This is a genomic window from Aminobacter sp. DSM 101952 (assembly GCF_001424795.1).
Taxonomy (GTDB): domain Bacteria; phylum Pseudomonadota; class Alphaproteobacteria; order Rhizobiales; family Rhizobiaceae; genus Aminobacter; species Aminobacter aganoensis.
Map to the genome: position 1 here is coordinate 463,062 of NZ_LMCL01000012.1, position 12,318 is coordinate 475,379.

Annotated in this window: 12 protein-coding genes; 5 read left to right on the forward strand and 7 right to left on the reverse strand. The window is 65.3% G+C overall.

All coding sequences use genetic code 11. The features are described from left to right. Positions 1 to 24: 24 nt before the first annotated feature. The 3 genes from ASC75_RS12310 to ASC75_RS12320 all read right to left on the reverse strand — a co-directional run bounded on the left by ASC75_RS12310 (position 25) and on the right by ASC75_RS12320 (position 4,506). A complete protein-coding gene (locus tag ASC75_RS12310) occupies positions 25 to 687 on the reverse strand; it encodes an outer membrane lipoprotein carrier protein LolA (RefSeq protein WP_055975194.1) in 663 nt (220 codons plus the stop codon). A 117-nt stretch (positions 688 to 804) separates the two neighbouring features. Next, on the reverse strand, positions 805 to 3,453 hold the full coding sequence (locus ASC75_RS12315) for a DNA translocase FtsK (protein ID WP_055975195.1): 2,649 nt from the start codon (positions 3,451 to 3,453) through the stop codon (positions 805 to 807). 132 nt (positions 3,454 to 3,585) lie between these two features. Further along, a complete protein-coding gene (locus ASC75_RS12320) occupies positions 3,586 to 4,506 on the reverse strand; it encodes a hypothetical protein (RefSeq protein WP_055975198.1) in 921 nt (306 codons plus the stop codon). Positions 4,507 to 4,783: 277 nt separating this feature from the next. On the opposite strand from ASC75_RS12320, the gene ASC75_RS12325 reads away from it, so the two are divergent. The 3 genes from ASC75_RS12325 to ASC75_RS12335 all read left to right on the forward strand — a co-directional run bounded on the left by ASC75_RS12325 (position 4,784) and on the right by ASC75_RS12335 (position 5,943). Beyond that, positions 4,784 to 4,993 carry a hypothetical protein gene (locus tag ASC75_RS12325; protein ID WP_055975202.1) on the forward strand — a complete coding sequence of 70 codons (210 nt, stop codon included), beginning with the start codon at positions 4,784 to 4,786 and terminating at the stop codon, positions 4,991 to 4,993. Between the two features lie 139 nt (positions 4,994 to 5,132). Further along, complete coding sequence (locus ASC75_RS12330; RefSeq protein ID WP_156381216.1) at positions 5,133 to 5,384, forward strand: DUF1344 domain-containing protein; 252 nt, start codon at positions 5,133 to 5,135, stop codon at positions 5,382 to 5,384. A 139-nt stretch (positions 5,385 to 5,523) separates the two neighbouring features. Further along, entirely contained in the window at positions 5,524 to 5,943 is a 420-nt protein-coding gene (locus tag ASC75_RS12335) for a hypothetical protein (RefSeq protein WP_055975208.1), read from the forward strand. 128 nt (positions 5,944 to 6,071) lie between these two features. Here ASC75_RS12335 and ASC75_RS12340 read toward each other — a convergent pair whose 3' ends face one another. The 3 genes from ASC75_RS12340 to ASC75_RS12350 form a co-directional block, all read right to left on the reverse strand. Continuing rightward, positions 6,072 to 7,454 (reverse strand): ammonium transporter, encoded by a 1,383-nt coding sequence (locus ASC75_RS12340; protein WP_055975211.1) that lies wholly within the window; start codon positions 7,452 to 7,454, stop codon positions 6,072 to 6,074. Between the two features lie 30 nt (positions 7,455 to 7,484). After that, positions 7,485 to 7,823: a P-II family nitrogen regulator gene (locus tag ASC75_RS12345; RefSeq protein WP_055975214.1), complete on the reverse strand. Its 339-nt coding sequence runs from the start codon at positions 7,821 to 7,823 to the stop codon at positions 7,485 to 7,487. Positions 7,824 to 8,045: 222 nt separating this feature from the next. Next, entirely contained in the window at positions 8,046 to 8,918 is an 873-nt protein-coding gene (locus tag ASC75_RS12350) for an acyl-CoA thioesterase II (protein ID WP_055975218.1), read from the reverse strand. 92 nt (positions 8,919 to 9,010) lie between these two features. Here ASC75_RS12350 and ASC75_RS12355 point away from each other — a divergent pair, with 92 nt between their 5' ends. Further along, on the forward strand, positions 9,011 to 10,270 hold the full coding sequence (locus ASC75_RS12355; protein WP_055975221.1) for a ubiquinone biosynthesis hydroxylase: 1,260 nt from the start codon (positions 9,011 to 9,013) through the stop codon (positions 10,268 to 10,270). A gap of 521 nt (positions 10,271 to 10,791) precedes the next feature. Next, a complete protein-coding gene (locus ASC75_RS12360) occupies positions 10,792 to 11,217 on the forward strand; it encodes an OsmC family protein (protein ID WP_055975511.1) in 426 nt (141 codons plus the stop codon). Positions 11,218 to 11,259: 42 nt separating this feature from the next. Here ASC75_RS12360 and ASC75_RS12365 read toward each other — a convergent pair whose 3' ends face one another. Continuing rightward, complete coding sequence (locus ASC75_RS12365; protein ID WP_055975223.1) at positions 11,260 to 12,231, reverse strand: helix-turn-helix domain-containing protein; 972 nt, start codon at positions 12,229 to 12,231, stop codon at positions 11,260 to 11,262. Between the last annotated feature and the right edge of the window lie 87 nt (positions 12,232 to 12,318).

A 12,318-nucleotide genomic window follows, 5' to 3' on the forward strand; every position in this document is an offset into this window, starting at 1 on the left:
ACAGCTTAGCCGTGCGGAACGGCGTCAGTCGTTCTTCTTTTGCGCGTTGAGTTCGCGGTTGAGCTTGTAATCGATCTTGAACGTGTCGGCGGCAAACGAACCGCCCTGCTTGACGTTGAACACCATGACGGTGGTGTCCTTGCCCTGCGCGTCGGTGATCGTCCACTGCCGGAGCTCATAGGTCTTCGGGTCGAACATCATGGTGATGGTCGAATTGCCGAACACCTGCCGGTCGGACAGCTTGATCGTCGTCAGGTCGTCCTCTTCGGTGACGCTCTTGACCTTGTTGCCGGTGAGATCGATGCGCTCGTCGAGCAGCAGCTTCAACGGCGTCTTCGACAGCGGATAGAGATCGGAGGTCCGCATCTTGGAGTTCAGGATGACCACCGACTTGCCGTCGGAGATGACCTTGAAATTCGACGGCGCCTCATAGTTGAAGCGGATCTTGCCCGGGCGCTGCAGGAAGAACTTGCCGCCCGTCTGTTCGCCGCGCGGACCGAACTGCACGAACTCGCCCGACATCGAGCGCACGTTCGAAAAATGGTCGGCGATGCGCTGCGCTGCCTCGGAAGCCTGCGCCTGGACCGGGGTGGCCTGCAGCGCCATCAGCGGCGTCGCGGTCAGGGCCATCGCTGCCGCGAAGCCGAGCAGGCGTCGGCGGGTCGGGGTGCGAAAATCGTCGTTCATGCCGTTACTCTCTCATTCCATTTGGACGGTTCTATCGGCACTTAGTAGGGCTGAAGTTTGACATGGTTCACGCCATGCGCCCAGAACGCGAAAACGTGATCGCGGGTTCCCCTGATCCTACATCTTGTCGTCTTCGGTCGGCACCAGGATCTCGCGCTTGCCGGCATGATTGGCCGGCCCGACGATGCCTTCCTTCTCCATCTTCTCGATGATCGAGGCGGCACGGTTGTAGCCGATGCCGAGACGGCGCTGGATGTAGCTGGTCGAGGCCTTGCCGTCGCGCAGCACCACGGCGACCGCCTGGTCGTACGGATCGTCCGAATCCTCGAAATTTCCGCCGCCACCGCCGCCCTTGCCCGACGGCTGGTCGTCCTCGTCCTCGCCGTCGTCCTCGGTGATCGCGTCGAGATATTCCGGTACGCCCTGCAGCTTGAGATGGGCGACCACCTTCTCGACCTCGTCGTCCGAGACGAAGGGGCCGTGCACGCGCTGGATGCGGCCGCCGCCGGCCATGTAGAGCATGTCGCCCATGCCGAGCAATTGCTCGGCGCCCTGCTCGCCCAGGATGGTGCGGCTGTCGATCTTCGACGTCACCTGGAAGGAGATGCGGGTCGGGAAGTTTGCCTTGATCGTGCCGGTGATGACGTCTACCGACGGACGCTGCGTCGCCATGATGACGTGGATGCCGGCGGCGCGGGCCATCTGCGCCAGGCGCTGGACAGCACCCTCGATGTCCTTGCCGGCGACCATCATCAGGTCGGCCATCTCGTCGATGATGACCACGATATAGGGCATCGGCTCTAGGTTGAGGTCCTCGGTCTCATAGATCGCCTCGCCGGTCTGGCGGTCGAAGCCGGTCTGCACGGTGCGCGAGATCTTCTCGCCCTTCTTGTCGGCGGCAGCCACCCGGGCGTTGAATCCGTCGATGTTGCGCACGCCGACCTTCGACATCTTGCGGTAGCGGTCTTCCATCTCCCGCACGGTCCATTTCAGCGCCACGACGGCCTTCTTGGGGTCGGTCACGACGGGCGTCAGAAGGTGCGGGATGCCGTCATAGACGGACAGCTCCAGCATCTTGGGGTCGATCATGATGAGCCGGCATTCCTGCGGCGTCATGCGGTAGAGCAAGGACAGGATCATGGTGTTGATCGCCACCGACTTGCCCGAGCCGGTGGTGCCGGCAACGAGCACGTGCGGCATCTTGGCGATGTCGACGATGACCGCTTCGCCATTGATCGACTTGCCGAGCGCGAGCGCCAGCTTCGACTTGGTCGTCTCGAAGTCGCGGCTCGCCATGATCTCGCGGAGATATACGGTCTCGCGCTTGGCATTGGGCAGTTCGATGCCGATGGCGTTGCGCCCCGGCACCACGGCGACACGGGCAGCGATGGCGCTCATCGAGCGTGCGATGTCGTCGGCGAGGCCGATGACGCGGGACGACTTGATGCCCGGCGCCGGCTCGAGCTCGTAGAGCGTCACGACCGGGCCCGGGCGGACATGGATGATCTCGCCCTTGACGCCGAAATCTTCCAGCACGCCTTCGAGCAGGCGCGCATTCTGTTCTAGCGCGTCCTTCGACAGGCTGGCGTCGCGCGCCACGTTCTTGGGCTCCGAGAGGAAATGCAGCGACGGCATCTCGAAGGTCTCGGAGCCGATCAGCGTCGTCTGCGCCTCGCGTTGTACGCGTGCGCCGGGGGCAGGCCGCGGTGCCGGGGCCGCGACGCGGGCCGAGGCGGGACCGGCCGAGGCCGGCGTGCGGAAGTTCTGCACCTGTGCGCCGCCCTCGAGCGAGGGCATGTCGAAATCATCGTCGTCGCCGAACACATCCTGGTCGTCCGGGGCGATCGAGACCTGGCGGTCCTGCGACACCATCTGCGCGAAAAATTCCGGCTCGACGCGCGCGCGTCCACCCGCGGTCACGCGTGCCTCGGCCCGCTCGGCCGATTCGACGCGCTCGGCGGCCTGGCGCCAGGCGCTCTCGCGCTTCACCGGCGGCATGTCGTAGCCTTCCTGCTCGCGCCGCTTGGCGGCGCGGCGGCGCATCCAGGCCTTGGCCGACAGCCACCAGTGCGTGATCGCGCCCAGCGCCAGCACGCCTTCGTTGTCGTCTTCGTCCTCATCATCGAAGCTGGCGAAATCCTGCTCGCGCATGTCGGGCTTCGGCTTCGGGTTGACCACGGCAAAGCCGTTCTCGCGGTTGAGCAGGCCGGCTCCGAAGGCAAACATCCACAACGCCGGCGCGATCAGCAGCACGCCGATGACGGTGGCGATCAGCCCGGTCGGATAGCCGCCGATGAACAGCCCCGGCACCTTGAGCACCATGTCGCCGAACACGCCGCCGAGGCCGGTCGGCAGCGGCCAGGTCGGCGGTGCGCCGACACAGCCGGCGATCGCCGCCGAAAGCATCGCCGAGCCGAACCAGACCAGGCCGCGCTTGGGCATGCGGTCGACGCCGCGCGCGGTGGCAAACAGCACGCCCCAGATCACTGCCGGCATGAGGGCTGCCACCGAGGCCAGGCCAAAGAACTGCATGGCGAGGTCGGCAAACACCGCGCCGGGATAACCCATGGCGTTGGTCACCGGATTGTCGGTGGCGTGGCTGAAACTCGGATCGGCGACGTTCCAGGTGCCGAGCGCTGCCAGCCCGAAGGCAACGAAGGCAAACAGGCCCAACCCCGCCGCTCGGCCTGCCTGCCGCCGCGCGAATGCCTGGATGCCGTGCCCCGTTTCGGTCAGCGCGAGCGGTGAGGAAACCCCAGAACGCATGCCTCGTCCCCGTCCAATAATGCCTTGGCCCGGGCGCGGACGCGTCTCGGGCAGATTCGACTGTCAGACTATCGGGGCGAAGGTTAAGGCCGCATTAAGGTTAAGCCATCGTTCATCGGGCCGCCCGCAGCCTCAGCGGCCGAGCCACGCGCGATCGAACATCTCGACGAGGCGCTGGAAATCCTCGGTGGCGATCTGGTCGACGCCGCCGTCGCCGCTGCGTTCCAGGAACCTGCGCAGGTGCCCGTCCGCAACTTCGGGCTGGTCGAGGTTGATGCCGAACCGCGCCAGGTCTTCCGTGATCGTCAGGGCCGGATCGAGATAGCCGTCGGCCGCGCTCGCCTGCGTCTCCGGCTGCTTCAGCCGCACCAGCACGGCGCGCGTCGCCGACGGCTGGGATTCCGGGCCGAGCACCGTGGTGCCCGTCAGATATCCGCCAAGCACGCTGCCCGGCGGCGAGAACGGAAACAGCGCGAAGAAGAAATGTGTGTCGTCACCTGCTCCGCCGACATGGATGTAGACACTGCGCCGCGTCACCGTCACCTGGCCCTTGCGCTGCAGGCGCATCGTCGGGAGTTGCTCGGAATAGGTCGCCGTCAGACGCTGCGGCCCGTGCTCCTGTTCGATCACCAGCGTCCCGCGGATGAGCTGGCCGCGAAAATAGGGCGACCAGCTGTGCGAATAGCAGGCATAGCGGCCGACGATCGTGGCGCCACTGTCGTCCAGTCCGTGCAACTGGGGCTTGCCGAAGGCCGCCGCCCTCCGCTCGAGCTGCTGGCGGTTCTTGCCGTGGTGGTCGCAAATCTGGCCGACGAAGGTTTCCAGGTCGCAGTCGACGATCCAGTCAGCCGGCTGCGGCAGGTCCAGCAGCCTGATCCAGTCTTCATAGACGCTGAACTGTCTAGGCCTTGATCGACCCTGCAGCCACTTGTCTGCACGGTCGACATCGAATGCGGTCGTCGGGTTGATCCGCCTGAAAGCCGCCGCCAAGTCCTTACGTGTCGCAGCACCGACAAAAGCTGCGGTCAGGCGCAGCTTCCGGTCAATATTCATTCCAAGAAATCTCCCAAGCCCCAGCGGCATATTTTCTTCTTTGCCGCCGAAAGCAAGGCATGTCGGGAACTTCCCGGAAATTCCACAGTGTTCCAGCCATTCCATATCCGTTGCATTTACACTGCCATCAGCCTGCGAGATCGTCCGCTCGCACGGTCGGGCATTGTCGCCGGGGGGCGCCAGACTGCTCGATGACGCGGGCCATAGGCCCAAGCCGGGTTCCGGCTTGGGCCGGCGCCGCGTGTCCCCGCTTTCGGCACTGGAAGGGCGCAAACTCATGCAAGGCGATGCGATCCAGCTACGGCAGCCTGCCGATGGCAGTCCCAAGGCTGCCTTCCGGCGTTCATACCTCGCCAACGTCTTCCGGCGCGCCCTCGCGCTGTTCCCGTCGACACGGTCGCATCCCCAGGAGCACGCCGACGGCCTCGAAGCCTTTGACATGCTCGGTGGCTGGCAAGGCTCGGACCGGAAGCAGCGCAAACGCTAGCCGGCGGTAAAGATCTCCACCCCGGACGCCTCCTGCGCCTGCCTTTGGGCGCAGCCCCTCCTGCTCGCCGCTCAATTGATGCAACCATGCCGGCCTTGGGCCGTTGGTACGGCGAGGGACGCAACCAAGGAGAAGCAGAATGAGAAAGCTCGTTTTGGCTTTGGGTGCCGCGGCACTCATGACAGGTGCAGCTTGGGCCGCCTCGGCCGACGGCGTCGTCAAGGAGTTCAATAAGGACACCCGCGTCGTCACGATGGAAGACGGCAAGAGCTACACCGTGCCGGCTGACGTGGCACTGCCGGCCGATCTGGCAGCCGGCATGAAAGTCACGGTCACGACGGCCGACGACGATGCCACAAAGGTTACAGCACTGACGATGTCCGCGATGTAGCGCATGTTGCAGGCCTGATCTCTGGAAACCCCGCTCCATCCGAGCGGGGTTTTTCCGTTCCGGCAGGCCGATACGGGCTTGCCGCGGCATCGGCACCGCCATACCTTTGTATATTAGCGAAAACTAAAAGGAGGCAACGATGAAGCACCATAGCATCGAGCAATTGCAAGCCTTCGCTGAAGTCCGTCCCGCCAGCCCGCACCTGCCGATGACGCGAACCGAGCGCCTCGAACGCTGGGCCGAGCTTCTCGAGCGCGAGCCGGAACGGCGCCTCGGAACGCTTTCGGGCACGGAGTACACGCCGCGCGCCGCACGGCAGGCGCTGCGCGTCGCGGGCTCCCCCATCACCGTGGCATTCGAAGACGCGGGCTTCCGGGCCGATGGCCTGGCCGACGACAGCTATGGCGAGGCAAAGCGCTTTTTCGACTTGTCCGACAGGCAACTGCACAACATCGTTTGCTACTGCCACTTCGGCGAAGCGGTGAGAGGTGCCAATGCCGCCCGCCGCGTGCGCGCAGCGATCGGCTGGTGGCCGCGGATACGGGCGTTTTTCGCCTGAGCTGGTGCGCACGGCATGAAAAAAGAGGGCCCGGATTGCTCCGGGCCCAAGGCGCGGGCGCCTTTCGGGCGGCCACGACGGGATAGGGAGGATGCGGCGCCGGATCTGAGATCCGCCGCCGACCGGGATTACGTGTGGTAGGCCACTTCGCCATGCGAGGTCAGGTCGAGACCCTGGCGTTCGGCCTCGACGGTCGGGCGCAGGCCGACGACGAGGTCGACCAGCTTGTAGAGCACCAGCGAACCGACGCCGCACCAGACGACCGTGACCGATACGGCGAGGATCTGCGTCCACACCTGGCCGGCGATCGACATATCGCCATAGCCAATGCCGCCGAGCGACTCCGCGTTGAAGATGCCGGTGCCGATCGCGCCGACGATGCCGCCGACACCGTGGATGCCGAACACGTCGAGCGAGTCGTCATAGCCGAGCTTGATCTTCACCACAGCCACGAAGAAGTAGCAGATGGCCGAGGCGATGGCGCCGAGCACGATGGCGCCGACCGGGCCGACGAAGCCAGCGGCAGGCGTCACCGCAACCAGCCCGGCGACCATGCCGGAAGCCGCGCCCAGCATCGAGGCCTTGCCGCGGGCGACCACTTCGATGAGCACCCAGGCCAGGATCGCGCCGGCGGTGGCGGTGAAGGTGTTGACCATGGCAAGTGCTGCGCCGCCATTCGCTTCGAGGTTGGAGCCGGCATTGAAGCCGAACCAGCCGACCCACAGGATCGAGGCGCCGACCATGGTCAGCGTCATCGAGTGCGGTGCCATGTTGTCCTTGCCGTAGCCCGTGCGCTTGCCGACGAGCAGGGCGCCAACCAGCGCTGCGATGCCGGCATTGACGTGCACGACGGTTCCGCCGGCGAAATCGAGCGCGCCCCAGCCATAGATCAGGCCGTCCGAATCCCAGACCATGTGGGCGATCGGGAAGTAGACGAAGGTCACCCACAGCGCCACGAACAGCAGTACCGCCGGGAATTTGATGCGTTCGGCAAACGAGCCGACGATCAGCGCCGGCGTGATGCAGGCAAAGGTCATCTGGAAGACGATGAACACATATTCGGGAATGACCACGCCCTTGGTGAAGGTCGCCGCCATGCTTTCCGGCGTCACGCCGGCAAGGAAGGCCTTGCCGAGGCCGCCCCAATAGGGGCTCGCGGCGTCGCCGAAGGCCATCGAATAACCCCAGAACGTCCAGATCACGATCACCAGCGCCACGATCATCGTGCACTGCATCAAGACCGACAGCATGTTCTTGGCGCGCACCAGGCCGCCATAGAACAGCGCCAGGCCCGGCAGCGCCATGAACAGCACCAGCAGCGACGAGGTCAGCATCCAGGCGACGTCGCCCTTGTCCATGACGTCGGCGGGCGCGGGTGCGGCGGCCGCGGCGTCAGCGGCAGCCGGTGCGGCTTCCTGGGCGAAGGCCGCGACCGTTCCCAGGGCGGTCAGCGCGAGCGTGCCGACAAGGGCCGTCCGCGCCGCCGTCTTCAATGAGGTTGGAATTTGCATTGAGGTCTCCATGAGAATTGGTTGGCCGGCTCAGAGCGCGTCGGTGTCGGTTTCGCCGGTACGGATGCGCACGGCCTGGTCGATGCCGAAGACGAAGATCTTGCCGTCGCCGATCTGGCCGGTCTTGGCCGCGCCGGTGATCGCCTCGACCGCCTTGTCGACGAGGTCGGTGCTGACGGCGACTTCGATCTTGATCTTGGGCAGGAAGCTGACGGCATATTCGGCGCCGCGGTAAATCTCGGTATGCCCCTTCTGGCGCCCGTAGCCCTTGACCTCGGTGACGGTCAGGCCCTGGATGCCGACATTGGTGAGCGCTTCGCGCACCTCGTCGAGCTTGAACGGCTTGATGATGGCCATCACGATTTTCATCAGGTTTCACCCCTTTCTGATGCGGGTCCCCCGCGATTGCAGACGTCGCCGGCGGACCCGAAAGCCACCGGTGAGTGCAATACGGGATTCAAGCTCCGTGCCAGTTTGCGCGGACAGGAGATAAAGCACTGAAATTCAAGTGAAATTCCAAACGGACAAGCAGCATCCCGAGCAGATGCCGCAAGGCATCTGCTTACAGAATATGCAGAATCTCCGAAATGCCTATTTTGAAGGCTTCGTGCGCAGGCGGATCAGCCCTTCCTGGGCCACCGAAGCGATCAGGGTGCCGTCCTGGGCGTAGAGCGCGCCGCGCGTGAAACCGCGCGATCCCGATGTCGACGGGCTGTCCTGGGTGTAGAGCAGCCAGCCGTCCAGCGCATGCTCGCGGTGAAACCACATGGCGTGGTCGATGCTGGCGGCCTGGATGTCGGGATCGAAGATGCCGCGGCCATGGGCAAAGGTTGCCGTATCGAGCAGCGTCATGTCGGAAACATAGGCAAGCACCGCGGCGCGCAATGCCCGGTCGTTGGGCACCGGCCCGGTCAGTCGCAGCCATACCTTCTGCAGCGGTGGCAGCTTGTCGCGACTGGAATAGTGCTCGGCATAGACCGGCCGCAGCTCCAGCGGCCGCTCCTTGGCCCAGAACAGCCGGATCTGCTCGGGCACGTGCTTGGCCTCCTGCAGAAGCTCGCGCTGCGATTTCAGCTTCTCCGGCGGCGGCACGTCGAGCGGCATCGGCATCTGGTATTCGAGCCCCTCCTCCTCGACCTGGAAGGATGCCTCGAGCGAGAAGATCGCATGGCCGTGCTGGACCGCCACCACCCGTCGCGTGGTGAAGCTTGAGCCGTCGCGGATGCGGTCGACCTCGTAGACGATCGGCACGTTGATGTCGCCCGGCCGCATGAAATAGCCGTGCAGCGAATGCACGTGCCGGTCGGGCGTCACCGTGCGCTGTGCCGCCACCAGGGCCTGGGCGATGGTCTGGCCGCCAAACACCCGTTGCCAGTGCGCCTGCGGGCTGCGACCACGATACAGGTTGTGTTCCAGCTTCTCGAGATTGAGAATGCTCAGAAGCTCTTGTATTCCGGCCGGCATGCTTTCCCCTTTTCGGGACGAAGTATCCCCGGGTTCCATCAGGAAGCCCCTGTCGAGTCAAGGCAGGAAGCCTAGCCGCAAAGGACACCGCCATGGTCGCACGCCAGACTGACGACAACAAACCGACACAGCTCGACGTGCTGGTCGCAGGCGCCGGCTATGTCGGCCTGGCGACCGCCGTGTCGATCAAGCAGGCCCGGCCCAACCTGCACGTCGCCATTGTCGACGCCGCTCCGGCCGAGGTCTGGCGCAAGGATGGCCGTGCCTCGGCAATCGCCGCTGCCGCCTGCCGCATGCTCGACCAGCTCGGCTGCTGGGAAGAGATCGCGCCGGAGGCGCAGGCCATCACCGACATGGTCATCACCGATTCGAAGAGCGCCGATCCTGTCCGCCCGGTTTTCCTCACCTTCGACGGCGACGTCGGCGCCGGCGAACCCTTCGCCCATATGATCGAGAACAAGGTGCTCAACGGCGCGCTGCGCCGCCGCGCCGCCGAACTCGGCATCGACATCATCGAAGGCGTTGCAGTCGAGGCCTTCGAGGCAGGCATCGCCGGCGCCAAGGTCCATCTCGCCGATGGCGTCAGCATCGACACCCGCCTTCTCGTCGCTGCCGACGGCGTGAAGTCGCGGCTGCGCGACATGGCCGGCATCAAGACCGTACGCTGGGACTACGGCCAGTCCGGCATCGTCTGCACTGTCGCCCACGAACGCCCGCATGGCGGCCGCGCCGAAGAGCATTTCCTGCCGGCCGGCCCCTTCGCCACGCTGCCGCTCAAGCCGAAGGACGGAGTCAACCGCTCCTCCATCGTCTGGAACGAACGCACCGAGGACGCCGACAAACTGGTCAACGGCGACCCGTTCGTCTTCGAGATCGAACTCGAGCAGCGCTTCGGCCTGAAGCTCGGCGAGATCCGCGTCGAAGACAAGCCCCGCGCCTGGCCGCTCGGCCTGACGCTGGCACGCGCCTTCGTCGCGCCCCGCTTCGCGCTTGCCGGCGACGCCGCCCACGGCATCCACCCGATCGCCGGCCAGGGCCTCAATCTCGGCTTCAAGGATGCCGCCGCCCTCGCCGAGACCATCGTCGAGGCCGACCGCCTCGGCCAGGACATCGGCGCGCTCGACGTGCTCGAACGCTACGAGACCTGGCGCCGCTTCGACACCGTGCGCATGGGCGTCACCACCGACGTCCTCAACCGCCTGTTTTCCAACGACATCGCCCCCATCCGCGCCATCCGCGACATCGGCCTCGGGCTGGTCGACCGCGTGCCCCGGCTCAAGGACTACTTCATCCGCCAGGCGTCGGGCCTGACGGGCGAAACGCCACGACTGCTCAAGGGCGACGCGATCTAGGAACGAGGTTATTCCACCTCACCCGGAAGTCTGTAAATCGCGGAGTTCTCCGCTACTCGCAACACAGGCGATTGGCGGACGCGCTCCCTCAACCGTCATCCTCGACTTCGCGAGCGAGCGAAGCGAGCGGAAGAGTGTCGGGGATCCATGCGGGAACGGTGAGGCCTGAACCGGTCCAGAACCTCCCACCCACCTCGGCCCGTGCAGCCGGTCGGTTGTGCGTCCTTCGACAGGCTCAGGATGAGGGCCTTGGTGCTGCTGACGTGCACGTCGAGAGGTTCTGCTAGACGGCAGCGCATCGGTCCTCATCCTGAGCCTGTCGAAGGACGCACAACCCAGGCAACCTCGCTTCTACACCTCCCGCAACGGGCGCCAGCGCGGGCACGAGCGCACCGCCCCCGAGACAGTTTTTTCGCCCGACATGGCTTTCCTGGCGCCGGAACTCTGGCAGCCGCGTCAACCGGCGCTATAGTCTCATCCGGCTGCCGAACCCGGCCCCGTCAGAAATCATGGAGAAGATCATGAACCACAGCGCCAACGCCGTCTGGAAAGGCAATCTGAAGGAAGGTTCCGGGACGCTCGACACCCAGAGCGGCGCGCTCAAGGGCCAGCCCTATTCGTTCAAGGCACGCTTCGAGGACGAGACCGGCAGGTCCGGCACCAATCCCGAGGAGCTGATCGCCGCCGCCCATGCCGGTTGCTTCGCCATGCAGCTGTCGCACTTCCTCGCCGAGAATGGCACGCCTGCCGACAAGCTCGACGCCAAGGCAGTCGTGACGCTCGTCCCGGGCACCGGCATCACCGAAAGCGCGCTCACCCTCGTCGGCACCGTCCCCGGCATCGACAACGCCAAGTTCCAGGAACTCGCCGCCAAGGCCAAGGAAGGTTGCCCCGTGTCCAAGGCGCTCGGCGCCATCAAGGTCTCGCTCGACGCCAGGCTCGCCTGATCCAGGCTTTCCCATGAGGCGCCGGGCGATGGCTCGGCGCCCTCATGCCGCCAGAACCCCCGCGCGGATGTCCGACGGCGTGACGCCGTAGCGCTTGCGGAATGCCCTGTTGAAATAGGACAGGTCGTTGAAGCCGGCCTCATAGGCGATGTCGATGATGCCGTGACCCGCCCAGACCGGATCGGCCAGCATCCGGTGCGCCCGCATCAGCCTTTGCCCAAGCGCGAATGCGGTGAACGACAGCCCCTCGCCTTCGAACAGCTTCCTGACATAGCGCGCCGACAGCCTGTGCTCGGCCGCGAGTGCTTCGGCTGAGAGCCCGCGCAGGTCGGCCCGCGCCGAAATGTCGGCCTTGATCGCCGCCAGGCGCGCCGCCCGCAGCCCGCGCCCCATCGCCACCTGCTCGGCGTCGCGCGTCGCCCCCAGCGTCAGCGCCGTCAGGTCCAGCATGTGGCTTGCCACCTTGCGCGCCATGTCCCCGGGCAAGGCATCGTCCAGTTGCTGAAGAGCAGTGGCATAGCTCAGCAGCAGGTGCATCGGCCCTTGGTCCACGGCGATCGGGCGCATCATCAGCTTCGACACGTCTCCGACAAGCGGCTGCAGCGTCTTCCGCTCGAAGCGCAGGTTGACATAGCTGAAGCCTGGCCGCGTCACATTGGCGCCTGCCCGTCCGCCGGGCACGAACATTGCGCAACCGGGCAGCACGCTTTCTTCCTGCTTGCCGATCTGCATGTGGCTGCCACCGGCGAGCGCGGCCAGGAGAATGACGTCGTCATTCTCGATCATCTCGGATTTGACGCCGACCTTGATCGGCGAGGCCGTGCCGGTGGCGATGCCGATCCCCGGCAACAGCCTGACCCGCATGTCCATCTCAAGTGGACTGTCGTCGACGGGTTCGAGGTCGGCCTTGAGGATGGTCTTGCCATAGACCTCGCGCAGCATGGGCAACCTGTCCTCTACCGGCAGGTCCGCCGTCACGATGCGGAATGAAGTGAACTGTCCGTCAGTTGCCATCGACTCACCCAACCAGATACAACCCGTACGCGAGATTGCGCTTTCTAGTTCTCGTTTGATGATAGGTCAATCCAGGACCGCCCAGAC

What these genes read in the sequence shown, in the direction of transcription:
- ASC75_RS12365 (WP_055975223.1), bottom strand. Translation starts at nt 12,231, where the DNA reads ATGGCAACTGACGGACAGTTCACTTCATTCCGCATCGTGACGGCGGAC.
- ASC75_RS12355 (WP_055975221.1), top strand. Translation starts at nt 9,011, where the DNA reads ATGGTCGCACGCCAGACTGACGACAACAAACCGACACAGCTCGACGTG.
- ASC75_RS12330 (WP_156381216.1), top strand. Translation starts at nt 5,133, where the DNA reads ATGAGAAAGCTCGTTTTGGCTTTGGGTGCCGCGGCACTCATGACAGGT.
- ASC75_RS12325 (WP_055975202.1), top strand. Translation starts at nt 4,784, where the DNA reads ATGCAAGGCGATGCGATCCAGCTACGGCAGCCTGCCGATGGCAGTCCC.
- ASC75_RS12360 (WP_055975511.1), top strand. Translation starts at nt 10,792, where the DNA reads ATGAACCACAGCGCCAACGCCGTCTGGAAAGGCAATCTGAAGGAAGGT.
- ASC75_RS12345 (WP_055975214.1), bottom strand. Translation starts at nt 7,823, where the DNA reads ATGAAAATCGTGATGGCCATCATCAAGCCGTTCAAGCTCGACGAGGTG.
- ASC75_RS12350 (WP_055975218.1), bottom strand. Translation starts at nt 8,918, where the DNA reads ATGCCGGCCGGAATACAAGAGCTTCTGAGCATTCTCAATCTCGAGAAG.
- ASC75_RS12310 (WP_055975194.1), bottom strand. Translation starts at nt 687, where the DNA reads ATGAACGACGATTTTCGCACCCCGACCCGCCGACGCCTGCTCGGCTTC.
- ASC75_RS12320 (WP_055975198.1), bottom strand. Translation starts at nt 4,506, where the DNA reads ATGAATATTGACCGGAAGCTGCGCCTGACCGCAGCTTTTGTCGGTGCT.
- ASC75_RS12340 (WP_055975211.1), bottom strand. Translation starts at nt 7,454, where the DNA reads ATGCAAATTCCAACCTCATTGAAGACGGCGGCGCGGACGGCCCTTGTC.
- ASC75_RS12335 (WP_055975208.1), top strand. Translation starts at nt 5,524, where the DNA reads ATGAAGCACCATAGCATCGAGCAATTGCAAGCCTTCGCTGAAGTCCGT.
- ASC75_RS12315 (WP_055975195.1), bottom strand. Translation starts at nt 3,453, where the DNA reads ATGCGTTCTGGGGTTTCCTCACCGCTCGCGCTGACCGAAACGGGGCAC.